This window comes from Mucilaginibacter sp. P4_A11, from assembly GCF_056402535.1.
Genome location: NZ_JBFUHE010000020.1, coordinates 77,917 through 101,229, shown reverse-complemented (window position 1 = coordinate 101,229; position 23,313 = coordinate 77,917). Strand labels below are relative to the sequence as shown.

General features: G+C 46.0%; 24 protein-coding genes. 2 read left to right on the top strand and 22 right to left on the bottom strand.

What is annotated here, in order from left to right; translation table 11 throughout:
* Window positions 1–3: 3 nt before the first annotated feature.
* The 11 genes from AC1DUD_RS27830 to AC1DUD_RS27780 form a co-directional block, all read right to left on the bottom strand.
* Window positions 4–630 carry a hypothetical protein gene (locus AC1DUD_RS27830; protein ID WP_477380638.1) on the bottom strand — a complete coding sequence of 209 codons (627 nt, stop codon included), beginning with the start codon at window positions 628–630 and terminating at the stop codon, window positions 4–6.
* Window positions 627–1,184, bottom strand: coding sequence for a DUF1543 domain-containing protein (locus tag AC1DUD_RS27825; protein ID WP_477380636.1), 558 nt, complete (start codon window positions 1,182–1,184; stop codon window positions 627–629). The genes AC1DUD_RS27830 and AC1DUD_RS27825 overlap by 4 nt, the downstream gene beginning before the upstream one ends.
* Window positions 1,181–2,887, bottom strand: a complete 1,707-nt coding sequence (locus AC1DUD_RS27820) for an FAD/NAD(P)-binding protein (RefSeq protein WP_477380634.1) — start codon at window positions 2,885–2,887, stop codon at window positions 1,181–1,183. Before AC1DUD_RS27820 ends, AC1DUD_RS27825 begins: the two co-directional genes overlap by 4 nt.
* A gap of 107 nt (window positions 2,888–2,994) precedes the next feature.
* Window positions 2,995–5,196 (bottom strand): catalase, encoded by a 2,202-nt coding sequence (locus tag AC1DUD_RS27815; protein WP_477380632.1) that lies wholly within the window; start codon window positions 5,194–5,196, stop codon window positions 2,995–2,997.
* A gap of 2 nt (window positions 5,197–5,198) precedes the next feature.
* Window positions 5,199–5,750: a YciE/YciF ferroxidase family protein gene (locus AC1DUD_RS27810; RefSeq protein ID WP_477380630.1), complete on the bottom strand. Its 552-nt coding sequence runs from the start codon at window positions 5,748–5,750 to the stop codon at window positions 5,199–5,201.
* Between the two features lie 220 nt (window positions 5,751–5,970).
* Window positions 5,971–6,525 carry a YciE/YciF ferroxidase family protein gene (locus AC1DUD_RS27805; protein WP_477380628.1) on the bottom strand — a complete coding sequence of 185 codons (555 nt, stop codon included), beginning with the start codon at window positions 6,523–6,525 and terminating at the stop codon, window positions 5,971–5,973.
* A 93-nt stretch (window positions 6,526–6,618) separates the two neighbouring features.
* Entirely contained in the window at window positions 6,619–7,107 is a 489-nt protein-coding gene (locus tag AC1DUD_RS27800; protein WP_477380626.1) for a DUF421 domain-containing protein, read from the bottom strand.
* A gap of 151 nt (window positions 7,108–7,258) precedes the next feature.
* Window positions 7,259–7,600, bottom strand: coding sequence for an inorganic diphosphatase (locus AC1DUD_RS27795; protein ID WP_477380624.1), 342 nt, complete (start codon window positions 7,598–7,600; stop codon window positions 7,259–7,261).
* Window positions 7,597–7,740: a hypothetical protein gene (locus tag AC1DUD_RS27790; protein WP_477380622.1), complete on the bottom strand. Its 144-nt coding sequence runs from the start codon at window positions 7,738–7,740 to the stop codon at window positions 7,597–7,599. Before AC1DUD_RS27790 ends, AC1DUD_RS27795 begins: the two co-directional genes overlap by 4 nt.
* Before the next feature lie 4 nt (window positions 7,741–7,744).
* Window positions 7,745–8,206 (bottom strand): low affinity iron permease family protein, encoded by a 462-nt coding sequence (locus AC1DUD_RS27785; protein ID WP_477380620.1) that lies wholly within the window; start codon window positions 8,204–8,206, stop codon window positions 7,745–7,747.
* A 5-nt stretch (window positions 8,207–8,211) separates the two neighbouring features.
* Window positions 8,212–10,419 (bottom strand): hypothetical protein, encoded by a 2,208-nt coding sequence (locus tag AC1DUD_RS27780; protein ID WP_477380618.1) that lies wholly within the window; start codon window positions 10,417–10,419, stop codon window positions 8,212–8,214.
* A 498-nt stretch (window positions 10,420–10,917) separates the two neighbouring features.
* Here AC1DUD_RS27780 and AC1DUD_RS27775 point away from each other — a divergent pair, with 498 nt between their 5' ends.
* Window positions 10,918–11,067, top strand: a complete 150-nt coding sequence (locus AC1DUD_RS27775) for a hypothetical protein (RefSeq protein ID WP_477380616.1) — start codon at window positions 10,918–10,920, stop codon at window positions 11,065–11,067.
* 201 nt (window positions 11,068–11,268) lie between these two features.
* On the opposite strand, the gene AC1DUD_RS27770 is transcribed toward AC1DUD_RS27775, so the two are convergent.
* From AC1DUD_RS27770 to AC1DUD_RS27760, 3 genes are read right to left on the bottom strand one after another with little or no spacing between them, the layout of a single operon-like run.
* A complete protein-coding gene (locus AC1DUD_RS27770) occupies window positions 11,269–12,348 on the bottom strand; it encodes a glycoside hydrolase family 130 protein (protein WP_477380614.1) in 1,080 nt (359 codons plus the stop codon).
* A 12-nt stretch (window positions 12,349–12,360) separates the two neighbouring features.
* On the bottom strand, window positions 12,361–12,792 hold the full coding sequence (locus tag AC1DUD_RS27765; RefSeq protein ID WP_477380612.1) for a hypothetical protein: 432 nt from the start codon (window positions 12,790–12,792) through the stop codon (window positions 12,361–12,363).
* Complete coding sequence (locus AC1DUD_RS27760) at window positions 12,782–14,329, bottom strand: FAD-dependent oxidoreductase (RefSeq protein ID WP_477380610.1); 1,548 nt, start codon at window positions 14,327–14,329, stop codon at window positions 12,782–12,784. The genes AC1DUD_RS27765 and AC1DUD_RS27760 overlap by 11 nt, the downstream gene beginning before the upstream one ends.
* 109 nt (window positions 14,330–14,438) lie before the next feature.
* Between AC1DUD_RS27760 and AC1DUD_RS27755 the strand changes: the two genes are divergently transcribed.
* Window positions 14,439–15,647: a zinc-dependent alcohol dehydrogenase gene (locus AC1DUD_RS27755; protein WP_477380608.1), complete on the top strand. Its 1,209-nt coding sequence runs from the start codon at window positions 14,439–14,441 to the stop codon at window positions 15,645–15,647.
* A 245-nt stretch (window positions 15,648–15,892) separates the two neighbouring features.
* Here AC1DUD_RS27755 and AC1DUD_RS27750 read toward each other — a convergent pair whose 3' ends face one another.
* The 8 genes from AC1DUD_RS27750 to AC1DUD_RS27715 form a co-directional block, all read right to left on the bottom strand.
* Entirely contained in the window at window positions 15,893–16,051 is a 159-nt protein-coding gene (locus tag AC1DUD_RS27750) for a lmo0937 family membrane protein (protein WP_121810277.1), read from the bottom strand.
* 487 nt (window positions 16,052–16,538) lie between these two features.
* Window positions 16,539–17,981, bottom strand: a complete 1,443-nt coding sequence (locus tag AC1DUD_RS27745) for a PAS domain-containing sensor histidine kinase (RefSeq protein WP_477380605.1) — start codon at window positions 17,979–17,981, stop codon at window positions 16,539–16,541.
* A gap of 756 nt (window positions 17,982–18,737) precedes the next feature.
* Window positions 18,738–19,097, bottom strand: coding sequence for a response regulator (locus AC1DUD_RS27740; protein ID WP_477380603.1), 360 nt, complete (start codon window positions 19,095–19,097; stop codon window positions 18,738–18,740).
* Between the two features lie 16 nt (window positions 19,098–19,113).
* On the bottom strand, window positions 19,114–20,304 hold the full coding sequence (locus tag AC1DUD_RS27735; protein ID WP_477380601.1) for a sensor histidine kinase: 1,191 nt from the start codon (window positions 20,302–20,304) through the stop codon (window positions 19,114–19,116).
* Complete coding sequence (locus AC1DUD_RS27730) at window positions 20,301–21,311, bottom strand: ATP-binding protein (RefSeq protein WP_477380599.1); 1,011 nt, start codon at window positions 21,309–21,311, stop codon at window positions 20,301–20,303. Before AC1DUD_RS27730 ends, AC1DUD_RS27735 begins: the two co-directional genes overlap by 4 nt.
* Window positions 21,304–21,717 (bottom strand): anti-sigma regulatory factor, encoded by a 414-nt coding sequence (locus AC1DUD_RS27725; RefSeq protein ID WP_477380597.1) that lies wholly within the window; start codon window positions 21,715–21,717, stop codon window positions 21,304–21,306. Before AC1DUD_RS27725 ends, AC1DUD_RS27730 begins: the two co-directional genes overlap by 8 nt.
* The gene (locus AC1DUD_RS27720) at window positions 21,698–22,108 is read right to left on the bottom strand and encodes an STAS domain-containing protein (RefSeq protein WP_477380595.1); all 411 of its coding nucleotides are present in this window, start codon (window positions 22,106–22,108) and stop codon (window positions 21,698–21,700) included. The genes AC1DUD_RS27725 and AC1DUD_RS27720 overlap by 20 nt, the downstream gene beginning before the upstream one ends.
* Window positions 22,109–22,120: 12 nt before the next feature.
* Window positions 22,121–22,984, bottom strand: a complete 864-nt coding sequence (locus AC1DUD_RS27715) for an STAS domain-containing protein (protein ID WP_477380593.1) — start codon at window positions 22,982–22,984, stop codon at window positions 22,121–22,123.
* Between the last annotated feature and the right edge of the window lie 329 nt (window positions 22,985–23,313).

Sequence of the window (23,313 nt, the reverse complement as noted above, 5' to 3'; positions counted from 1 at the left end):
ATTTTACATCTCAAATGCTTTGACAACTGACTGACGTCGCCTTAATCCTTTTACAATTTTTCCGGTTCTTTTGATCTTTTTCCGGTGATTCATTACGAACCGAAGCGCATCGCCGGCCATTTTTAAAGCCTTCCGATGCAGGTACCGGTCACCCTTTGTCATGGACATCAAAAGCAACTGTTTTTTCCAAAGGTATTTTCCGGCATGTTTGAGGTCATATTTCAACATCCAAGCCATATTATAGATCAGGTCGCCATATTTAACAGTTTGCGCGGCAGAACTGATCGTAACCAGCCGCGCAGCCTCTCTTTTTTTCCGAACTTTTTTTGTTAGATCGGGATATGCTTTTTTCGTGAATACATCGGTTAATTCTATGGTGCAATTGAGGATAAAATTTGCTTCCTGATTGCTATAACCAAAACCGATAAGTGCCGAATACAGTTCGGTTTTAGACACTTCCGTTTCTTCAAAAAGATCGTGACAGAGGCCGGTCTCATAGCCTAAAGGGATAAGGGCTGACATTTCAGCAACTTCGATAAGGTGGTTGATATAGGGCTCGGTCGTGCGCCGGACTTGCTGACCTTTGTGCTGCTGCTTTATCCATTTAATTAATTGATGAGCCCGGTTCATTTTAACTTATCTAATTTAAAATAACCTAAATGAACCTCATCTTCCGGCATCCCGGTTCCTTCGCTGAACACAATGCGGTATTGCGCTTTCCGGGCCGGGGAAAGCAGGTCTTCGATATGGTGAACACTGTCTACGTCAACACCATATTTTTCATCAATGTGCGCGGTAGCAATACCTTTCAATGAATTGGTTTTAAAGAACTGGCTCTTCTTTGCAGCTTCTACAGCAGCTAAGCGACTGTTTTGTACAGTAAGTATCGTATAGTGCTGTTCCTCCAGCTTTCCACGGGTGTAGCCGCCCAGATTTAAAAAAAATAGTTTATGGATTGAAGCCGGACTTTCATCATTTAAAGGCACAATGCTTACCGCAAAATCATCTACCTTGGTGACTTCCCGCCATCCATCAATATGCAGGCTGCTGCCTGCTTCCGGCCAGGATGCCCGCACTTCGGGCAGCAGCCCGGACAGGCTTTCAGCAATGCCAAAGAAATAGTCATGCTGTTCGACAACTCTCCCGGGGGCTTCAGCACCTAATAATAACAGGTATAGCTTCATGCCATTAATCTTTCAATAATGATACCAGAAGCCTCTTCGCTAAAATCAAGACCGGAATAATCAGGGTTGTAGCCGCCGATATACGGTACGGCCATCATGTAAATACGTTCATTATAAGCGCCATAGGCATCCACCACCTGAAAATGGTCGTTTATGGTGATGCCGGGAACATTCAGGTAGTAATCGCCGCGTTCATCTTTTGACACGGGCTTTCCGGCGTTCATAGCCTTAACCCCCTCATCTGCAGAACAGAACCGGAGTTTGGCGGATGTCACGGTGCGCCCTTCTATCAGGCTTTTGAAAGGAAACTCTTCAAAGGATAAATGTGGTTGGCCCACGCAGTTTACATAGGTTTGGTAATGTACACTTCGTTCATTCTTGTGCTCGTCTGTAAAATAGTAAGTTGCCCCGCCCGCTTCATGCGGCTCCACCCTGCTTTCATCACCAACCGGGATAAGTTCCAGCACGCCGGCCTCGTGCAGCGCCAATAACTCCTCGCTGGAACTTTGCGGGATGTAAGCGATCACGATAGAGATCAGGGGTGTAAGCGATTGCTGTAAACGCTGCATATCTTCGGCAGACAGGTGTTTTGCGGGATAGTTTAAAGCAAAACTCAATACGCCCAGCATTTCCTTCCAGTAAACTGATTTTTTACGTTTGATCGATTGCTCGGCTTCGGTGTATTCCGCTTTTAATAATTGAAAAGGATCAAGCTCTTCGCGCAAGGCCATCATAGCATCCACAAATTCTTCCAGGCGCATATCCCTGATCTTTTCGTACAATTCCGGCTCCTTAGCCTGTATCGGTAATTTAAAGTCCCGCTCAAAAATATAATCCAGGGACAAAAAGCCATTGTTAGCTTTAATATGAGCGTTGATCTCGTCTTTACTCAGCAGGCTATCATTGTACAAGTGCGAATCTTCCAAATGGAAACGTACTGCAGGCAGCATGCCGTTCCTGGTATGCATTACCAATTTAAAACCGGGATGTCCCGAAAAAAGTGTATAAACCAACTTGCCGCCTTTATCTTTATCAAAAGTCCCGTTATGCCGGGCCAGCGTCCGGATGGCGTCAACAGCAGTAAGGGACGAGCCTTTTATGGCAACCGGATGGTTAAGCTTTAAGGCCAGTTTCACCGGCGGATAGGGCGAATCAAAATAGTCCGCCACCTTCCCCTCATGCTTTTGCGGCCAGTTATGACCGGTACAAATGATCACCCTGTCAAATTCATTTTTTTCACCATCACCGGTTTCCACAACGACCAGGCCTTTTTCGGGTTGATCTATCACATCGGTTACAGTAGTGCTATAATAGACAGTATAGGTTATACCGGTTTCACGGGCCTGTTTTTGCAGCAGGTCAAATTGCGCGGTAAGGTACTGGCCGAACAATAAGCGTGGCAGTACCTTATACTCGTTGAAACGCGAGGCATCCATATGATATTTATCCAGCGTGTCTTTGGAAATAGTTTTGATCCAGTCATGCAGGGAAGTCACCAAAACCGGGATCTCATTTCCCGATACATTGGTAATATGCTCATCATTGGCGCCTTCCGTGCTGTAAGGCATTCCCGCTCCTAATTTATTTTTCCGCTCGAAGATGGTGATGTTAATTTCCGTATTCCCGGTATTTACCAATCGTTTAAACATAAACAGGCCGCTCGGGCCTCCGCCCAGTATGGCGATGCGTTTTTTATTTTTCAATTTATTCAGGCTTTTAGGAGCAGATCAGTGTTACATGAATCGTTGCGGCTAATGATCTTTACTATAAAAAGGCCTCCTGGAATGACAGGAGGCCTCAATTTCCGCTACTAAGCAGGGATCTTTCTTGGTTTTTCTCTTTCCCAGAAACGGTGCTGTTTGATTGCAGCTATAAATTGAACAGCCAGATCACCGGCCTCGCCGCTTATAATAACACCTTCATCGTTCTCCATTTTCTTACTAAAATAAGTTGCTTCCAAAACCTGCATGGCGTCCGCGTCTGCTGCAATTGCCTTACAATGTTTAAATGCTTCATTCAGGAAATGCACTGCGTCAGCGTCTGCCTTTAGTGTAGCTACGCTGTTTGTACCACCGGGAACATAGACCGCATCGAATAACACAGATGCTGCACTCAGTAAACTCTCATCCACGTCGATCTGTTCATCATTCACCGATTTAAGGAAACCCAATCTCGGCGCAATCACTTCTGCCACACCACCTTCAGCTTCGATAGCTGATTTCACTGTGTTCAACGTTTTATCATCCACGCCATCAGCAGCCAATATGGCGATCTTACGGGTTTTGATGCTGTCTTTAACGGTATTCGCCATGCTTAACGCATCGGATTTTAATAAAGAACCATTTACCTGCAGGGAAGTATATTCTGCAGGATCGCCGTCAGCCGGGATATTCTGGTTCAGCTGTTCGCCGATATTTTCAGGAATATGCAGGCCGAGCGCGTAGGCCACTTCCGCTGCCAGTCCTTTATCAATCTGCGTTAACAGTACTAACATCCGTTCTCTAATTGCTACATTCTTAACTTTACCTAATTCAAAACCCAAAGCATCGGTGATATGGTTCTTTTCCGGATCCGACTGGCTGTTGAAGAATAACCTGGCCTGGCTGAAATGGTCGAAAAAGCTTTTACTCCTGGCCCGTACTTTGCTCGCCGAGATCCTTTCCGGGTAAGTAACAAAGCCTCCTTCAGCCGCTTTGGCCTGCCGGGGATCATTCCCTCCGATGGAATTAGGAGAGTAACTGGTTTTCCCCTTGTTGATCGTTTGACGCATATGGCCATCCCGTTGGTTATTATGCACCGGCACGACCGGCCGATTGATCGGGATCTCCTGGAAATTGGGCCCGCCAAGGCGAAGCAGCTGGGTATCTGTATAAGAGAACAGCCTGCCCTGAAGCAGGGGATCATTGCTGAAGTCGATGCCCGGCACTACGTGGCCTAAGTGGAACGCCACCTGCTCGGTTTCTGCAAAGAAATTATCCGGGTTCCGGTTCAGGGTCATTTTACCGACACGCTGGACGGGCACCAGTTCTTCCGGTATCAGTTTGGTAGGGTCCAGCAGGTCAAATTCGAATTTGAATTCATCTTCCTCCGGCACAACCTGTACACCCAGCTCCCATTCGGGATAGGCTCCGCTGTCGATGGCATCCCAAAGATCGCGACGGTGAAAATCCGGGTCTTTGCCCGAGATATTCTGCGCCTCGTCCCATGCCACCGAATGTACACCCAGTAACGGCTTCCAGTGAAATTTAACAAAGCTCGCCGCACCTTTGGCATTGACAAAACGAAATGTGTGAACACCAAAACCTTCCATCATACGCAAACTGCGCGGGATGGCCCGATCGCTCATCGCCCACATGATCATATGCGAAGATTCCGGTGTCAGCGAAATAAAGTCCCAGAAAGTGTCGTGTGCGGATGCAGCCTGCGGAATTTCATTATCCGGCTCAGGTTTTACAGCATGGATCAGGTCGGGGAACTTGATGGCGTCCTGTATAAAAAATACCGGCATATTATTGCCTACCAGGTCGAAATTCCCTTCCTGCGTGTAGAAGCGCACGGCGAAGCCACGCACATCGCGGGCAAGGTCTGTAGAGCCTTTCGATCCCGCTACAGTCGAAAAACGAACAAATACCGGGGTTTCAGCCTCCGTATCGTTCAAAAATAACGCCCTCGTAACCGGTGCCAGAGATTTATACACTTTAAATACCCCATGTGCGCCTGAACCACGGGCATGCACTACTCTTTCGGGAATCCGCTCATGGTCAAAATGGGTGATCTTCTCGCGCAGGATAAAATCTTCCAGCAAGGTAGCTCCCCTGTCGCCGGCTTTCAGGGAATTCTGGTCATCGTTGATCTTCAGTCCGGTATTGGTGGTCATGAACTCCCCCGTTGAATCCGCAGTATGCGGTGCCAGGTTCTCTGTTTTAACATTAACGCCCTGTGCACCCTTATCTAAATTCTTGGTATCACCCGTTGTGTCTACTCCTTTTTCAGTAACTTTCTTGCTTGCCATAATTATGCTTCTTCAGATGCCTTATAGTTGATATTGTTTTCTGCTATTGCAGATAACAGCTGGTCGGCTGTTTTTTCTTCTGTCAGTGTTTGATATAATAATTCCGCTACATCCTTAAGACCAAGCGTTTGGGCCAGTTGTGTCAGGCCACCATAGGTCGCTATCTCGTAATGTTCTACCTTTTGTGACGCAAGGATAATACCAACGTCACGGGTAGCCGTTCCGGATTCTGTACTTTCGACGATGCCCTCCCCTTCTTTGGTCAGGCCTTCCATCGCGTCACATTTTTTGGCCAAAGGCTTTTCTTCCAGTAATTCAAATACCTGCTCAAGTCGGCTTACGTGGACTTTGGTTTGCTCCAGGTGATCTTCAATAGTTTTGGCGAGCTCGGCCGAGTTAGCGGCCTGGATCATTTTCGGCAGGTTCTTCACCAGGTGGTTTTCCGCCCAGTAAATGTCCATGATGCCATCTTTAAACAGCGCCAATAATGCCGGTTCAGCCTTCGCGGAGGTTTTGGTACTGAACTTCGGTTCAGTATGGGTTTCGTTTTTCATAAGAGGTGTGTGACTGGAGATTAATAATCTATATTTAAAAAGCTTTAAAAGGCTGACTTGTTTTAATTTATAGTTTAAATTTTAATTTAATTTATAATATCAATAAAGGAACGGTGGGCAGAGCGACCACCGGATTGTTAACTGCAGCGCTAAGTAAAATTTGATTACAAAAAAGGGACACCTTTCGGCATCCCCTGATAAATCACAATTAGTGTTACTATTACTCTACTTCTGCGGCTGCGGCTTCATTCACATAATTTTCGGCTACTTGGGTCAACAGGGAATCGGCATTTTTTTCTTCGGCTAAGGTTTCGTCAAAAAGGCTTTGTGCCTCGCTGTAACCTAATGTTCCGGCTAATGTACGCAGTGTTCCGTAAGAGGCGATCTCGTAATGTTCCACCTTCTGAGCTGCAGAGATTATGGCTACGTCCCTTACTTCGGTGCCTTTTTCGGTATCGGAAAGCAGTTCGGCAGCTTCATTCAGCAAACCTTCCATGGCCAGGCATTTTTTGGCTACTGCTTTTTCACCGATGGAAGCAAATACGCTTTCCAGGCGTGTCACGTGGTTTTTGGTTTCTTCGAGGTGATTGGTGATGGTAGATTTCAGGTCCTCTGAAGTGGCGCCTTTGATCAGCTTTGGCAAAGCAGATGCCAAATGTTTTTCTGCCCAATAAATGTCCTTGATCTCATCGATAAAAAGTTCCTTCAGCGCGCTCTCTGCTTCAGGGCTGCGGCTGGCTGCTGTTGCAGTCTTTTTGTTTGTTTTTGTAGTCATGATGGTAAATGTTATTTTAAGTTTATTCTGTATTGAAGAACGTTCTTAAAAAAACAAGAAGTGTTCCAAAAACCCGGAATACGAGGATTAATTTTATTTTTTTCTAATGGTGCTGATCTCGCCATTCCGCTCCATGTATACTTTTTCGATCCGTTCCATATCTTCGGTCAGCGCCGCCTTGCGGACGCCCTGCATGATGTCCTCTTTACAGACCAAACCTCTTTCCATATGTTTATCTATAAATTTCCCCTGCTCGAAAAGCGGGATCTTATCCCCTTCCACAAAACGGCCGAAGGCGCGGTGGTGAACGATCAGCCAGCCAAAAGCCCGGTGCATTAAAACAATCACCAGGCAGCAGGCGATCACAGATACGAAAGGCGATGCGCCCACAACGGCCCGGCTCATGATAGCTCCCAGGGAAATGGTAATGATGTTGTCCAACGGTGTCCGTATACCGAACGAACGCCGTCCGGAAATCCGGATCAGCAGGAAGGCTGTGATAAATATGACCACGCCCCGGCAGCTCATCTGCAAAACGTTGAGGTCCTTGCCTTCCCCGAAGATTTTTAAAAGCAGTTCCATAGCAATTGATATTAATAATTATTTATTAATTTATTACGGCAAACGGCGGCAGGCTTCCGCTCTTTCGCAGCCGGACCGGAGCGGGTAACCCAAGCTATTACAGCTGCCGATAACATGAATAAAAAGAGCAGAACCCACATATGCTGATATCTCATTTCTGTAATACTTCGGCCGCCTGTTTTGCGTTCAGCCGGCCTTTTACTTTAAAATCTTTCCCTGCCTGTTCGTTATAGTTCTTAAAGAAAGCTTCGATCTGATTTAATGTAGCCTCCGGAAGTTCTTTTAATGTGACGACTTCCGAATATAATTGCGAAGCTACAGGTACGCCGATAAAGCGGTCGTTCCGCATGGTTTCTCCATTGCGTTCTGTCTGCTCCGCCGTTAGCACCCCGATTACCCGGCATTCTACCATGCAACCGGGAAAGGAAGAACCTTCGGAGACCACAATGATATCCAGCGGGTCGCCATCCTCTCCTTTGGTCCCGGGGATCATGCCGAAATCAAAAGGGAAAACCAGTCCCGCCGCAGGAATTTGCTCAGCCTGAAGCGTCTTTCCTCCGGGTCGTAATCAAACTTCTGATTAGAGCCTTTCGGAGATTCGATCATGGCAGTTATAGTACTTGTCTTTTTCATGGGGTCAGTTTTTTTTAACTGGTTTACGGTTGCCGGATTTCCTTTTCTGGTTTTCCGCAGCGGCATCAATGGAATGGGTCCTGGTCAGGTCGTTTTCTTTTTCTGCCAGATCGGACAGGCGGATATAGAATTTATACAGCTGATCCAGCTCTTCCTCGGTCAGGTCTTCGATATTGACCATACGGTTACTGGTACCCTCGTGCGAAGCCAGCAGTTCGTTCAGTTTAAGGTGGACGGCCTTGGAATCTTTGTTCTGTGATTTCTGGATCAGGAAAACCATCAGGAAGGTGATGATCGTCGTACCCGTATTGATCACGAGCTGCCAGGTTTCCGAATAATGGAATAAGGGCCCGGTCACCGCCCAGATGACTACTGTCAGTGTGGCGACGACAAATGCAGCCGAACTGCCCGTGGCCGTCGTGGCCCAGTTGCTGAAACGTTCGAACAGGTTTTTCTTTTTTTTCATACTACTTACCAGTTAATATAAATTTCGCTGTCCCCGGGGATTGCAAATTCGAGATGGCCCTCACGGGTTTTTCTGCCTTTTTCCGGTTGTTTGCCCCCATTAAGTGTTACTGTGAATTCCGGCTTTTTCCCTTTGTCAGTTTTAACCAGCATCAGTCGGCAGCTCAGCCGCGGGTCCCCGGCGAGTTTGAATTTGGCCGGTCTGTGTTTTTTAGGTGAAAAACCATAGGTCGGGTAATCGGTATAGATCATAAAGGGCTCTCCTTCCACCTGCATGTAATGACGGGGAAGGATACCAAAGGCATTGCCTGCACCATAAACTTCCTGCCCGACCTCGCCTGATTTTTCCCAGCCATCATGCATATCTTCCAGTGCGATCCAGAGGTTCGGGTCGACTTCCCCGGTCTTAACTTCGTCCGACAGCATCTCTTTCGGCAACATCGTCGGATAGTAATAAACGGCCCGGTCCACCAGGTAGCGGATGTATTCGGCCATCAGAAGTCGCAGTGATGGCAGGATATTTTGCCCTTCGGCGTGACGCAGGTAATCATGGAAAGCACAGAAAACTTCCTGCTCTTCGTAAACCGCAGTATAAGGCGCGTCGTTAAGCGGGAACAGGGCGAAAAAAGAAGGAAAATTCCGGCCATAACCGTAATTACAATCCCAGAGCTTTACGTTTTTAAACACATTGGCCAAACATAAATAACTCAATTCTTTATACACCTCTTTGTGGGTCACTTTATACAGCCGTAGCAGAGCGCCAGCCGAGAAGGAGGTATTATTGGCCTGGTAAAATAAGTCAAAGCCCAGCCCTTTTAGTTTCAATGCTGCTTTTTCGGCCTCTGCCAGATAACGTTTGTTTCCCGTCAGCTCCCAGGCCTGCAGCATGACGTGTGCGTATAAACCGGGCACATCTTTTTCACCGCCTTTGCCGGGTTGTGTTTCTGCTTTTATCACCTCCAGGGTATCCATTTTATAGAATACCGGCCAGGTGTAATCAAATTGGTGTGCAACTTTAATGGCGAAATCAAGGGAGTCCAAAAACAGCTTTTCAGCGACCTTGTCCCCTTTTAGTGCAAGCCGGGATAAGTTGAGCAAGGGGTGATGCAGATACCAGGAATCCATCACCATGGGTTTCTTCTGTTCTTCTTCGCCTTCCATGCTATCTGCAACTTTGGGATGCCAGCGCATGACTGTACCTAAGTCATGGTTATAAAAAGCGGGCAGGCCTTCCTTGATCTTTTTCATCACTTCCAGTTGCGAATCGTTCCATTCTACGTAATCCAGTAAAGGCAGGAGAACCGCCAGCTGAACCATAATTTCAGGTGGAGTAGCATGATCGCAGACATAAGCATTCAGGTAGTGGTTTCCTTCAACCTGGGTCCAGCAGCCGGGGCTTTGGGTAAGGTCGGTCAGGCCTTTTTGCAAGGCATCCGGCCAGTTTTGATAAGTAGTCGCAGGTTTGGGCAGGTCGAGATATACTGCCGCAAGCAGATCAAGATACTGGTGGACCATAGCTACCTCATCTTCGGGGACTTCTTCAGAAAATGCGACCAAGGCATCACTCAGTGTATAAGTTTTACCGGCTTCGAGCGGTTTGTTTTTTAAAGTTGGCGACAGCGCGAAGCCTATTTCCGGCCATTCCCCCCCCACGGTTTCCCCTGCCGAAGTTTCGGTCTGTTGGTTATAATCTGCCAAGGCACTGAGGTTTTGCAGGTAAAGCACCGAGCCAGCCTTCGGCCTGGTCAGACTGAAATACAATTGACCGGATCGCGTTCCAACCTGGCTTACCCTGATATTGCCGTCTGCCAGCTTATCGCTGCCAGCCGCACCCAGGGGGACGATGTCCCTCGGCCAGTAAGGAAAAAGCAAAGGTGCGGATGTCGTCAAGGTGGTTGTTAACCTGATGACCGGGCTATCTTCTACCGGTAGCACGATAATAACTTCGTATTCGCCCATAAGAGAGGTGATCCGAAATGTAACATGCTGATCTTTCTGCCTGACTTTAGTGAGCTCCAGTCGGTCATTAGGGGAATAAGCAAGCCGGAAAGCGATGCGGCTCTCTTTAGGCCAGGAAACAACCAGCCAGCAGGAATCATCGATCAAATGAATTTTAAAGGAATAATTCCCTGCCTGCTCTTCGTAAACTGCGGCCAGGCCGGGATCATTCAATTTTGAATTAGCGGCCAATAGCCAGGCTGAGGTTGCATTCATTGTAATAAAAATTTAATCGTTAAACAAAACTTTAATACACCGAGAATGCGTCGGTTAGCGCTAACAAAAAAGTAGTACAATAACTAAAATCCGTTAATTTTTGTTTTTAATTTTCCTAATAAATTATTTAATTAATTAAAAAAATAGTCTACCACTGATAGTTGTAACAATAAGAATCATGCTGTTCTCTGCAAATGCGCTATTCAATTATTTAAGCCGAATAAAGAACGGTTGCGGCAAAGAGCCCGGGAACAGGAAACGCGGAGGCCGGAGGGATCGGGCAATAGGGTACTTATGAAGTAAGTGGATATTCAACCTGCACTATTATGAAACGTGTAAAAAAATTATATGGTTTAACCGCTCACCATGGCATCCAATAACAAGCGGGATAGCAAGAAAAAGAACGGCGGTAGCTATGATACTTCCAGCGTGAATAATAGTGAAGGAAATGCAGATCATTCGGTTTATATATGACCAAATTAATTAAATTATAAGACAATGAACCAGAAAGGACAACGGGTAATCTGCCCGGGCGGAAAAGGGGAAGTACTGGAAACCATCGGCGATAAAGTCGTGGTCAAACTGGATTCCGGCGAGGTTAAGACGTACCCTTCAACTGATATCGAAGATGACAGCAATGCGGGTTAGCAAGGCCAAAGCGTGATTTTGAAAGCATGCTAATCGCTAACAACCGTGTTTCAGGCTGTTATCATGCTGGCATAGCAGCAAGGATAAAGCATTAGGCCACTCCAAGACGCGATAGTACCTTTGCTTCGTTTTTAAATTCAATTTTTTACGCCATCACTTTCAAATGCTGGTTGGGTCATAGGCTGGCTCCCATATCTTATTTTATTTGAGCTCATTTAAGATTTCAGAGATTGAAAAATGGGCTCCGCAGACGAATTCATCCGCTGCTCCATAATAAACCGTCAGTTGGTCGCCATCGACCACATGACCGTTGGTGAAGACCACGTAACCGAAAAAACCGCTTAATTCATAGGCTTCAGTGGGTACCATAATCGGACCGTTTGTGCGGGCGATGACTTTCGACGGGTCGTTAATATCCATCAGAAAAGCACCCAGGCAATACTGGTGCTTGTCATTAGCACCATGATAAATCTCCAGCCAACCTTTTTCCGTCCGTATTGGTGCTGCACCCGCACCGACGCGCCCGCTGTCCCATGAGCCTGACCGGGTTTTGATCAGGCACTGGTGGTTTCCCCAGTGCAGTCCGTCGGGGGACTCCGCCAACCATATATAATTCCCCCCGATCTCTTTACTGCTGGGCCGGTGCAGACAGTAATATTTGCCACCAATCTTTTCTTGAAAGATCGCGCAGTCCTTATTGTGAGGTGGCAGGATCATACCGCCGTGCTCAAAATGCCGCCAGTCCCGTGTAATCTGCAAACCCACCCCGACACCGCTGTCCGATACCGCTGTGTACGTAAGGTAATAGGCATCACCCATCTGGCTCACCCGGCAATCTTCAATACCGAACCGTTCCAGATAACCCTTCCCAAATAAGAAAGCATCCTTTTCCGGTTCACTAAAATGCACACCGTCGTCGCTCGATAATAATCTCAGGTGAGAAATCGTGGTCAGGTAATCCAAACCTTTGTAACTGATCACTCGTGCGTCCGCAGCGATAAGATCGGGATCGTTCAGCGGCACCTCAATGATCTCGGTATTCCCCGTAGCGTTCAAGGCTGGAAAGAAAAGCACACCCTCCTTTTGCGCAACATTTTCAGCCACCCTGACCAACAGCCATGTTTTTCCTCCGAATTGAAATACACCCGGGTTCAGCAGGCTAATAACCTGCAAACCATCGGTACTGGGTCGCAGGTCTTTTGGAAGCAATAGGGGATTTTCCGGGAAGCGCCGGGCGAGATCTTTGGTTTTCTTTTCCGGTTCATTGCTGAGCTGTGACATGGGACGCGTTCTTTAAAATTTGATAGCCGATCCCTGCAAATACCGCGAAAACAATAGCGCCGGGACGAGCTGCAGGTAGTATTTGTTAAAATTCAGGGATGGCGGTAAAGGGTGCATTTTGAAAGTGCTTTTCCAGACAACCACTGCCAGTAGCCCGCTGAGCCCGCCAAGCCAAAGATTTGTTTTCAGGTCAGGTTTTAATTTGCCTCGCCGCCAAAGCCCCACATATACAAGGGCAAACAATAGGCCCACGCCATATTGACCGAGCCAGCCGAGAGCCTGGCTTTGCGTTTTATCCAGTTTCGGGATCAGGCGCCCGGCCAGCTGCCCGAGGCGTGCAGGCTCGCTGAAATTCTCGCCCCCGGCCAATGACACCAGGTAGCTGAAGAGCGTCATAAAACTTGTGCCGGAGATACCGGCAATTAATGTTTCCTTAGTTTTCATTGCTGCTAATCATGGGTAGGTTTTTGGTGGCCGGCCCGGTCAGTACATTGCCGTCAATGTCATACCGTGCACCGTGACATGGACAGTCCCAGCTTTTTTCTTCATTGTTCCAGTTCACGATACAGCCCGCGTGCGTACATACCGGGCTAAGCGCGTGAAAGGTCCCCCGTTCATCCCGGTATGCCGCTATCTTCTCGCCGTCTACTTCCAATACCTTGCCGGTTCCGGGCTGCAACCGCATTAATGAATCCGTTTCGTGGATATGAAACCTGTCTGCAACGAAGTGGTAAGTTACGTCCGCATTTTCCTTAACGAATTCGCTGAAACTATCCATCGGTTTGATCCGTGAAGGACTGAACAGGTCCTGGTATTTACTGGGCCGCTTCCTCACCAGGTCGCTGAGTATTTTACCTGCGATGCTGCCCAGCATCATCCCGTTTCCATTATAGCCGGTAGCGCAGTAAACCCCATCGGCCGCGCCCGGCATCTGCCCAATATAAGGCAGCCCGTCCACCGGCACATAATATTGAGATGACCATCGGTATTTCACGGATGACACGTTGTAATATTTCCGGACGTATTTCTCCAGTCCGGCGAAGGCTTTTTCGGGATCATTATGACCTGTCTTGTGGTCATTGCCGCCGGCGATGAGCAATTTTTCTCCTTCAATCACGTGGGTCCTGAGATAATGATAGGGTTCCTGCATGTCATAAACCAATGCATCCGGGTAGGTATCTGTTTTTAATTTTACGCCCAGTACGTAACTCCGGTAGGGCGCACACTCGAAATTGAACAGGTTGATATTGGGCGGCATATGGGTCGCATAAATGACGGCTCTTGTCTGGATCGTACCTGCTGCCAGATTTGCAGTATGGATGCCCTCTTTGGTTTCGATGCTTTCTATCAGTGTATTTTCAAGAATAATACCACCGGCTTTCAGGTACGCTTTCTGCAAACCCTGCAGATACTTAATCGGGTGGAACTGAGCCTGCTGATCGAACACGAGGGCTTTTACATATTCCACCGGTGTCGGGACTTCTTCCGTATAGCTTGCGGCCACACCTACTTTAACTGCGCCTTTATAGATTTCCTCAAGCTGTTTGGACTCTTCTTCCGTTTCAGCAAAAAGGTATCCTGCTTTGTCTTCGTAATCACAGGAAATATGAAAATTGTCGATTTGGGATTTGATTAACCCATAACCTTCCAGAATCGCATCCGCGAAAAGCTGCGCACCTTCTTTTCCAAAAGCGCTCTCCGCCTCGGGATAGGTGGTATCGGCGAAGGTATTGATATGAGCACTCGTACCACCTGTGGTCCCAAACCCCGGCGTATGTGCGTCGGCAAGCGCCGTCTTTTTTCCGGCATTTTGCAGGAGCAATGCCGCAGTCATACCGGTAATACCGCCGCCCACGATCAGCGTATCGTAGCGTATACCAGCATTGAACAGGCCTTTTGTAACAATCGCCCCCGCCTCCCCCGCCCAGGGAGCTTTCTGCGCCCCGTCCCGGGCTGAAATTGAATATGATTTCTTTTCCATGATGCTAATACAAAAATTGACAACCCTCTGTTTTAATTTATCTTATAAATCACGAAACAAATATTTTTACTTAAAGTTAAACTATTACACAAATAACTAAAATCAATCTATGAAAGCAGCAGTATTTCACAAACCCGGCGATATTCGTTACGATACCGTTGAAGATCCTCGTTTAGAACAGGATAACGATGTCATTTTAAAAGTTACTTCTACTGCGATCTGCGGCTCTGATCTGCATATCCTGAGCGGCGGTGTACCCCAACCAAAGCCCATGATCATGGGTCATGAGTTTATGGGCATTGTGGAAGAGGTGGGCAAAGGTGTGGCCAAATTAAAAAAGGGCGACCGCGTCGTCGTGCCATTTCCTATCTCCTGCGGGCATTGTTTTTTCTGCCAGCATGATGCTTCCCCGGCCTGCGAAAACTCCAACTACAAACATTACGGGCCAAACGGCGATATGGCAGATCAGAAAGGCGCAGCCCTGTTCGGCTATACAGACCTTTACGGGGGCTATTCCGGGGGGCAGGCTGAATATGTGCGTGTACCGTATGCGGATATCAGCCCAAGGGTCGTACCCGATAATATGACCGACGAACAGGTGTTATTCCTGACAGATATTTTTCCAACCGGCTGGTCGGCAATCGATTGGGCTCAATTGAAAGGCGGTGAAGTGGTTGCTATCTTCGGTTCGGGACCTGTTGGCCTAATGGCGCAGAAGGCAGCCTGGATCAACGGTGCAAGCCGCGTGATCGCTATCGACCCCTTGAATTACCGCCTCGACAAAGCGAGGGCGGTCAATAAAGTAGAGACACTTAACCCGGATGAAGTGGATGTGGTGGATGCCATCCGGGCTATGACCGGCGGCCGCGGTGCAGACGTTTGCGTGGATGCTGTAGGCTTCGAACCAGAACGCAGCATCATCGACAAGGCGAAAGCTTTGATCAATTTCGAGGTAGGCAGTATGAAGGTGTTAGATATGGCGTTTAAAGCTGTTCGTAGGATGGGAACCGTTTCTATTATGGGTGTTTACGGATCAACCTACGATAATTTCCCTTTGCACCGCGTGTTTGATAAAGGTATCACCCTCAAAATGGGGCAAGCACCGGTATTAAATTACATAGATCATTTAATTGAACTGGTAAAAGAAGAAAAGGTAGTGCTGGACGACATCATCACCCATACCCTGCCCTTAAGTGAAGTCACCCATGGTTATGACATCTTCGATAAAAAAGAAGAAGACTGTGTAAAGGTAGTTCTGAAACCCTGGGAGAAGCAAAAACCTGTCGAAAATACCGAACCTGTCAAGATCGAAAACTAATCAAACCTACCTATGGAAAATACAACAGCAACATTAGAAAAAATAAAGGTATGGTTAGTAGGACAGTCGTTAATTACCAGCGTGCCGGCGTCGCTTAATTGACAGATTGTATTGTATAATAAATCACGGGCTCAAATCGGTATTGAAGAGTTACCATTATTATTTAGACTGCCTGAGATACCAGTATAACAGGCATTTGCTGGTAATTAATCCGGCCCAATTGGGCCGGATTACAACACAATTTATTAAACCACGGTTGTATCCCTCCGCAGGATACCTAAAACCAGTGAAATTACTGCAATAACTAACAGTATGTGAATTAAACCGCCTGCGGCGTAAGCGAATGTGCCGATAGCCCAACCTATAACAAGGATAACAGCTACGATGTACAAAATTGATCTCATGGTTTTTCAGTTAAGTAAATAGATTACCAAGAATTGCAATTTTCATACCATCACGAATACTAAACTTGAAAAAGGTTTATATTTTCGAAAATTGTACTTTAAAAAGTATTTCCGTCCAAAATTATATCAATAAAACGACGTAAAGACGATCGCCGCGTCCTTTATCATCAGGGTTTGTTGTTTAGCTTTCTGATGGTTTCGGAGTTCAACCAAAGAATAAATTCAGTTTAGATGTAAACCCGATAAAATTAAATATTTCCCAGGCCATCTCTATCGCTTTTCAATGAATGAGCCATGCACCAACGCAATAAAGTATGCATTTACTTTGAATAGAAAAAGGAATAATTTAACTATCGATGAATCAAAATGCGGCCAGTATTACCAATCGCAAGGCTGATAACGGCAACGAAATCCCGGACATTATTACTGTCGATCAATTGAATTAGCGAGGTTCTGTAATCGTGCCAATCCATAAAAATGAAACTTTCTAACTGGTTAAGGGCAAGCTAAACCAAAACGTGCTGCCTTTTCCAGATAAACTCTCTACGCCGATCTTACCGCCATGTTTTTTAATGATTTCTGCTGATATATATAGGCCCAGGCCCAACCCTGAATATTGGCTGCCGTTTTCATCTGTACGGTAAAACCGGTCAAATAAATGTGGGATTTTTTCCTGAACGATGCCCGGTCCTTGATCGGCGACAGAGACTTTAACAGCCTCTTGTTCCTGATCCACCCGGATGATAATGTCCCTGGATTTCGAAGCATATTTTACCGCATTATTAACAAAGTTGACAACCACGCGCTGGATTCGCTCGCAATCAGCTTCCACCTCCAAATCTTTAACACCTTCGGTTATTATATGGTAAATACCCGCTGCGGTAACATGGAGGCAACAATCGTCGATCGCCTGTGAGAGGTTAAACCGGGTTTTCTTTAAATGCAACTGTCCTTCGCTCATCCGGCTGGCATTTAATAAGTCATCAACCAGCAACGTTACCTTATTCATACTTCTACTGGCTTGATCTAATAACAATGCCAATTTTGGAGTCGGCGAATGCTTCATCCTTTCCAATACTTGAAGAGAGCCCTTTAAAGCGGTCAATGGAGTTTTCAGCTCATGGCTGGCAATGCTTATGAAATCGTCTTTTTCCCTTTCAGCCAGCTTATCACGGGTAATATCGTACAAGGTGCCTAGCATTCTTTCCTTGCCATCAGAAGTCTTTTCGGCACGGCCCTGCAAATTGATCCATTTAACGATTCCCGCAGCTGTGCGGATGCTGCCCTGGAAATCAAAGTCTTGCTCAGGCTTGATAGCATTCAGCATTTCCTTCAATTTAAGCTGATCTTCAGGCATGAAAAGGGCTAAAAGGCTTTCTTGATCCCAGCGTTTATTTCCTTGTGCATAACCGAACAACTGATCAAAGCCTTCTGAACGGGTTATCAACCTATCTCCCAGATCCAGTTCCCAAACAGCCAGTTTAGAATACGTCAGCGCCATCTTCAGCCGCTGTTCGCTTTCCTGTAATTGTTTCCAGGCAGTAAAGTCATCCAGTATGGTATAGGCATAGGAAGTACCGTCTTCCTTAAATGCAATGGTCGTGATATGTACCCAGGCCAATGTACTATCCTTCTTTTTGATACAGGCATCAAGCTTGAAATTTGGCTGGCCTTTATTCCACATCGCATCCTGAAGGTCATGCCAATGCTGTTTATTTTCATCGCATGCATAATCCATGATTTTGGTACCGACCAATTCTTCACCACTGTATCCCAATAAATCGATTAATGCCTTGTTAACTTTTAGGATTGTCAAATCACTATCAATGATCTTGCTCGCTGCGGTGGTAAGTTCGAAAATTGCTTCAAACCGCATATCGCATTCTTTAAATTTATCTCCGTAGTCTGCTGATTGTAAATTCGTTTCCATAGCTATCGTACTTCAAATAACATTTAAACATTTTCAAGGTTTTCAAGATTTCAAACTATGTACTGCCTCCGTAATACTTTGAGATGTTTTTGTAAGGAGAGGCAGCATAATCCATCGTATCGCTTAAGATGCATACGAGGAAAGTTGCAAGTTCGATCTCTTAAAATCTTCGAAATTACATTGCATTGTAGCATTGGTAATAGGCTTCCCCTGTAGAAATCAATAAACTGGAATTCTAACGGTAACGCATGATGTGGCCAGTGATTTCTGAACAATTCCGCCTGGGAAACAAGGTTGCAATTGTTCCCGGAGCGCATCCTTGATCACTTGGATATAGGCGTATGAAAAATTCAAATTTGCTCCGGCTTTCATTTTTAAATGAGACCAAAGTGCGGGCAATTTGATTGACTAAAACCTTGTTAACTCAAATTTATTTTAAATAGCTTCACGAATTGAAAACCTGTGCTGATTGCCTGAAGTTGATCTTCAAAATCCAAGTTGGCATTATATTTTAATAATGATCGGCTTCCCTTAGGGATCAAGTTCTTTCAAATAGTTGGCTCGAACAATAATAAGGGTTATGATTAGTTTGTTTAACTACAACAAGGACGAGGATATGAATATTAACGCAACAGCAATCATTTCGCTTGAATTTTTCAAGGTTTTGATATTCGCAGAACAAATCCGCATTATTCGGGACACATGAAAGCTGTAACATGTTTTCAGGCGGTATCTGTAATATAACAGGTACGGGTGCTACCGATTACGGCATTGATATAAAGCTTCTTTCACGATTGTGCGAAGTGCGTCCAGGTCGAATGGCTTAGGAAGCACTTTGTCCGCGCCTGCGGAAGCAGCCAGTTGTTCAATATCGCTGTTAGCAGAAAAATAAATGACCGGTATACTTGCTAGGGCGCTTGTGGCTTTAATTTCCCGGGTAGCGGCTACTCCGCCCTCGTCAGGAATCCAGTTATCCATGGTAATAACATCCGGCAGAAATACTGAAACCCGGCATACAATATCTTTGCAATCAGCGAAGGTTTGAACTTGCCAGCCATCTTCTTCCAGGATATAAACACAGATGGAGACAATATCTTCATCATCATCAAATATCAAGATTTTTTATCAGTATTCATTTCGCTATTGGGATGGTGAAGTGAAAAGTGGAACCCGCCCCCGGTACGCTTTCGACCCAAATTTTACCATGATGATCAGTTACAATCTTTGAAGTAATATACAATCCCATTCCCAAGCCGGTATGGCTTTTCAGAACATCTTTTGCCCGGTAAAATTTCTCAAATACAGATGTCATCGTCTCGGGAGACATGCCGCGACCCTGATCGGAAATGCTGACCACTACTACGCCGTCGTCAATGGTCGTAGAAACAGAGATTTGACTATTTCGATCAGAATATTTACCGGCGTTACCCAACAGGTTGTTAAATACCTGTTCCATGCGCAACTCATCAATTGAAACCTTTACATCATTGCAGAGGTTGGAGGTAAAAGTATGATGCGGCAGTATATGCTCCATAACTGTAATTTGCCGGGTTACGAATTCATTCAGCATTATTTGCTGTAAATGATATTGCAGGTTGCCGTTTTCTATCTTGGAGATATCCAGCAGCTGCTGGACCAGGCTCATGAGTTTGCTGGACTGAAAATCGATCTTGTTCAATATGCCGCGCAGAGATTCGCTGATCGGCTCTTTAGTCGCTTTCGCCATTTGCGTATAAGCTTTCAGTACCGTCATAGGAGTTTTAAGCTCGTGACTGGCGATGGAAATGAATTCGGTTTTCTTTTCGTCCACGAGTTTAGAACGGCGCAGTTCTTCGTCTTTTTCACTGGCCAGCCGGTTTAGACTGGCATTGCGCGCCTTGATCTCCTCATAAGCATTAATCGGTTCTTCCTCCTCAAAATGCTTTTTCAACAGGCGAATCTTACCCGGGTCAAGTTTCAGCGACCTTGGTAAACCGATTTTCATTGTAATGATATTTTCAGCTTCGTTTTCGGAAAGTTCAAATTCCGGAACAAGTTTTTGCGCATAATAAAATCCAGCATCCGCATTTGTAAAGCGTATCTCGCTATCAAAAGTCACGATCGCAACAAGGCTGTAACGCATTTTGTGCTGTTCCAGGCCTATATGAAGTATTCCTTCATCAGTATGCTCGATCACTGTCCGGGCAATTTCGGAGACCGCTGTCGCAAACGTGGTTTGGGTGGCAGTGGTAAGGCCTAATTTTTCGGCCACCCGCATGGACCTTTTATGGGCCAATACCAGATCCATTTCATTTTCCAGCGATATGTTTACTACGGCGATCATTTTACTTTGGCGATTATTACAGACATATCATCATTACGTCGAGCGTGATCTTTGTAGATAGCGGCCGCTAATATCGTTGGATCGTACTTATACATCATTGGATAACGCCCCATATCTATTCGTGTTTTTATCCCGTCTGAACACAACATCACAGTATTAAACTCTTCGGCGGGATAGTCCTGGTCATTCATGGTGTTTGGGATATTATGCCCGACTATCCCGTTGTAAGACATATGATTCTTGAAACTGACTGGTCCGGACATGCGCGCAGCGATATTTCCAACACCAGCTGAGGTCCAAACGCGCCGTGCATGGTCAAAGCTAACGATATTGATCACCGCTCCGCGTGTCTTTTTAATGGCGGAATGGATAAAGCGCAATGTTTCGGTTGGACTGTAATCCGGGAAAATTTTAAATGCCGCAGCAGCTTCATTGACAGCCTTATTGGCTTCCGGGCCATGACCCAGCCCGTCAGCCAGCATTATTTTTAAAAATTTATCTGTCTTTTTATAAGTGAAACCGTCACCGCTGGTCGTCTCCCCAGGCTTGTAAACTACGATTGGGCGCATGATCACCCGGTTAACAACTTTAGCCTTTTCTGGTTCGCTGTAAACCCTGCTCAACACTATGGTGCCCCATCCGATCTGCGAATATAATTCAAAAGTGTCAGACATTCTTTTCATGCTGCCCAATCCGTGTCCCAGTGTGTTGGATGTGGAAATGCCATCCTGCATCATTTTCGCAGGATTCATCATGCCCGGGCCATTATCTATACTGATAATTTCAACATAAGGCGATCCGCCATTCGGAAATAACCCCATGAGCAGTTCGCCGTCATTACTATACTTGAAAAGATTGGATGTCATCTCCGCTACGATCAAGTCCAGCTGATTGATCCTGGCTGTGGCCATACCACCTTCAGATGCCAGACGGTGTATCTCTTTTTTGATCAGCGAGAAATAACTGCGATCATCCGCAGTAAAGCTGATATGCGTAGCGTCAACCATTAGCCCATTTTAATATTACGATCACAGTTCCTTCCCCTACTTTACTTTTGATATCGAATTCATTGACCAGCCTTTTTGTGCCCGGCAAACCCAATCCCAAACTTTTACCAGTAGAAAAGCCATCACGCATAGCGGCCTGAATGTCAGGTATACCCGGTCCTTTATCAGAAAAAGTTAAACGGACGCCATTATTACGCCCGCTGGAAACTACCTCTATGATACAGACGCCTCCATTTGCATAGCGCATCATGTTTCGAACAAGTTCGCTGCAAGCAGTTAATAGACGGGTTTGGTTCACCAAGCCCATTTTAATCTTCACGGCAGTCTCCTTGACTCGGTTTTTTAAAAAAACCACATCCTGTTCTTTGACAATTTGAATCGTGTCTTTACTCAGTGATAAAGTCATCGTCGGTCAGGTCTTCGTCTGCGCCCTCTTCGGTCTCGTCGATCATGGATTTCAGCAACTTCATGCCTTTCTCCATATCCAAAGCGGTGTGCACACCTTTCAGCGGCAAGCCCAGCTCAATTAACGTAATAGCGACCGCAGGCTGCATGCCTACAACAACTGTTTCTGCATCCAGTATCTTAGACATACTGGCAATATTCCCGATAATCCTGCCCATGAACGAGTCCACGATTGAAACGGCTGAAATATCGATTAAAACCCCCTTTGCACTGGTTTTATTGACCATTTGTACCAGGTCGGCTTCCAAATTAAGCGCCAGCCGGTCATATAGGTCAACTTGTATCGTTACCAGCAGAAAGGCTCCCATCCGGAGAATAGGAATTTTATCCATTAGCTTTTTTAATTAAGATTTTGAAACTGCACTGATCTTCTTAACTTCCAGGCGCATAACTTTAAAAGAATAGGCCAGCGCGCTGGCTAATGTCGCTTTAGTGATGATATTGGAAAGGTCTATCCCGAGGTGAACCACAGTTTGAGCGATCTCCGGTCGGATACCGCTGATGATACACTCGGCACCCATCAGGCGGGTGGCGCTTACGGTTTTAATCAAATGCTGAGCGACCAGCGAATCGACCGCAGGAACTCCCGATATGTCCAGAATAGCAATGCTCGAACCGGTTGCCACAATCTCCTGTAAAAGATTTTCCATCACGATCTGTGTACGGGCGCTGTCCAGCGTACCGATGATCGGCAGCGCTAAGATACCATCCCAGACGCGGATAACTGGCGTAGAGATCTCGGTTATTTCGTCGGTCTGCCGGAGAATAACTTCTTCGCGGCCTTTGATAAATGTTTCGAAAGTCACCACGCTAAGGTTGTCCATGAGGCGGTTAATTTTCAGGCTCTCCTGGAATAATGTTTTCGGGTCATCGGTTATTTCCAGCTGTAAAACTTCCAGCAAAGCTTCTTTCAAAGAGAAAACAAAATTTCCGGTTTCCCGCGGGCTAAACCCCTGGCGCGCACGGGTGATCGCAATGCCTCCTAAGATCTCGATCACGGGGCTCCATTCATCAGAATCCAAGTTGGTGAAGTTTTCACCAGAAAGGTTGCCGACCAAAGCCGTAATCAACTCGTCAGACTGACTGCGCAACTCGTCATTACTGATCAGATCTTCACGAAGACCTTCGTCAGCCAGCTGATTCTTCATCCATAGTTCGAGGATGTTTTTTTTCTTTTTTTGTAACAATTGATATGTTTTAAGTGACATGGATGAAGAAATACAGGTTAAAAATTAAAAATTAAACCATACGGATTCAAACTTGGCAAAGTTGAATTAATTGCGAAAGGTAGAAAATCGTTTTGGTATTTAAAAACAGATTTATTGTGTTGACCTTAATTAGAAATCAATCTTCCTTAGTTCTAATTCATTAAATATCTTAAATAGAAATTTATTTAAAGAAAACGAGCTAACCATCAGCCTATCGAAACATGATTATCGCGACCAGCTGAATGTGTTAAAGTAGAGTTAATTTTTACGTTATTCCCATGATCGGAGCGATGCACCTCGGGGAAAGGTACGGGTGAAAACATGGTCAG

What these genes read in the sequence shown, in the direction of transcription:
- AC1DUD_RS27830 (WP_477380638.1), bottom strand. Translation starts at nt 630, where the DNA reads ATGAACCGGGCTCATCAATTAATTAAATGGATAAAGCAGCAGCACAAA.
- AC1DUD_RS27825 (WP_477380636.1), bottom strand. Translation starts at nt 1,184, where the DNA reads ATGAAGCTATACCTGTTATTATTAGGTGCTGAAGCCCCCGGGAGAGTT.
- AC1DUD_RS27815 (WP_477380632.1), bottom strand. Translation starts at nt 5,196, where the DNA reads ATGGCAAGCAAGAAAGTTACTGAAAAAGGAGTAGACACAACGGGTGAT.
- AC1DUD_RS27810 (WP_477380630.1), bottom strand. Translation starts at nt 5,750, where the DNA reads ATGAAAAACGAAACCCATACTGAACCGAAGTTCAGTACCAAAACCTCC.
- AC1DUD_RS27805 (WP_477380628.1), bottom strand. Translation starts at nt 6,525, where the DNA reads ATGACTACAAAAACAAACAAAAAGACTGCAACAGCAGCCAGCCGCAGC.
- AC1DUD_RS27800 (WP_477380626.1), bottom strand. Translation starts at nt 7,107, where the DNA reads ATGGAACTGCTTTTAAAAATCTTCGGGGAAGGCAAGGACCTCAACGTT.
- AC1DUD_RS27795 (WP_477380624.1), bottom strand. Translation starts at nt 7,600, where the DNA reads ATGATCCCCGGGACCAAAGGAGAGGATGGCGACCCGCTGGATATCATT.
- AC1DUD_RS27790 (WP_477380622.1), bottom strand. Translation starts at nt 7,740, where the DNA reads ATGAAAAAGACAAGTACTATAACTGCCATGATCGAATCTCCGAAAGGC.
- AC1DUD_RS27785 (WP_477380620.1), bottom strand. Translation starts at nt 8,206, where the DNA reads ATGAAAAAAAAGAAAAACCTGTTCGAACGTTTCAGCAACTGGGCCACG.
- AC1DUD_RS27780 (WP_477380618.1), bottom strand. Translation starts at nt 10,419, where the DNA reads ATGAATGCAACCTCAGCCTGGCTATTGGCCGCTAATTCAAAATTGAAT.
- AC1DUD_RS27775 (WP_477380616.1), top strand. Translation starts at nt 10,918, where the DNA reads ATGAACCAGAAAGGACAACGGGTAATCTGCCCGGGCGGAAAAGGGGAA.
- AC1DUD_RS27770 (WP_477380614.1), bottom strand. Translation starts at nt 12,348, where the DNA reads ATGTCACAGCTCAGCAATGAACCGGAAAAGAAAACCAAAGATCTCGCC.
- AC1DUD_RS27765 (WP_477380612.1), bottom strand. Translation starts at nt 12,792, where the DNA reads ATGAAAACTAAGGAAACATTAATTGCCGGTATCTCCGGCACAAGTTTT.
- AC1DUD_RS27760 (WP_477380610.1), bottom strand. Translation starts at nt 14,329, where the DNA reads ATGGAAAAGAAATCATATTCAATTTCAGCCCGGGACGGGGCGCAGAAA.
- AC1DUD_RS27755 (WP_477380608.1), top strand. Translation starts at nt 14,439, where the DNA reads ATGAAAGCAGCAGTATTTCACAAACCCGGCGATATTCGTTACGATACC.
- AC1DUD_RS27750 (WP_121810277.1), bottom strand. Translation starts at nt 16,051, where the DNA reads ATGAGATCAATTTTGTACATCGTAGCTGTTATCCTTGTTATAGGTTGG.
- AC1DUD_RS27745 (WP_477380605.1), bottom strand. Translation starts at nt 17,981, where the DNA reads ATGGAAACGAATTTACAATCAGCAGACTACGGAGATAAATTTAAAGAA.
- AC1DUD_RS27735 (WP_477380601.1), bottom strand. Translation starts at nt 20,304, where the DNA reads ATGATCGCCGTAGTAAACATATCGCTGGAAAATGAAATGGATCTGGTA.
- AC1DUD_RS27730 (WP_477380599.1), bottom strand. Translation starts at nt 21,311, where the DNA reads ATGGTTGACGCTACGCATATCAGCTTTACTGCGGATGATCGCAGTTAT.
- AC1DUD_RS27725 (WP_477380597.1), bottom strand. Translation starts at nt 21,717, where the DNA reads ATGACTTTATCACTGAGTAAAGACACGATTCAAATTGTCAAAGAACAG.
- AC1DUD_RS27720 (WP_477380595.1), bottom strand. Translation starts at nt 22,108, where the DNA reads ATGGATAAAATTCCTATTCTCCGGATGGGAGCCTTTCTGCTGGTAACG.
- AC1DUD_RS27715 (WP_477380593.1), bottom strand. Translation starts at nt 22,984, where the DNA reads ATGTCACTTAAAACATATCAATTGTTACAAAAAAAGAAAAAAAACATC.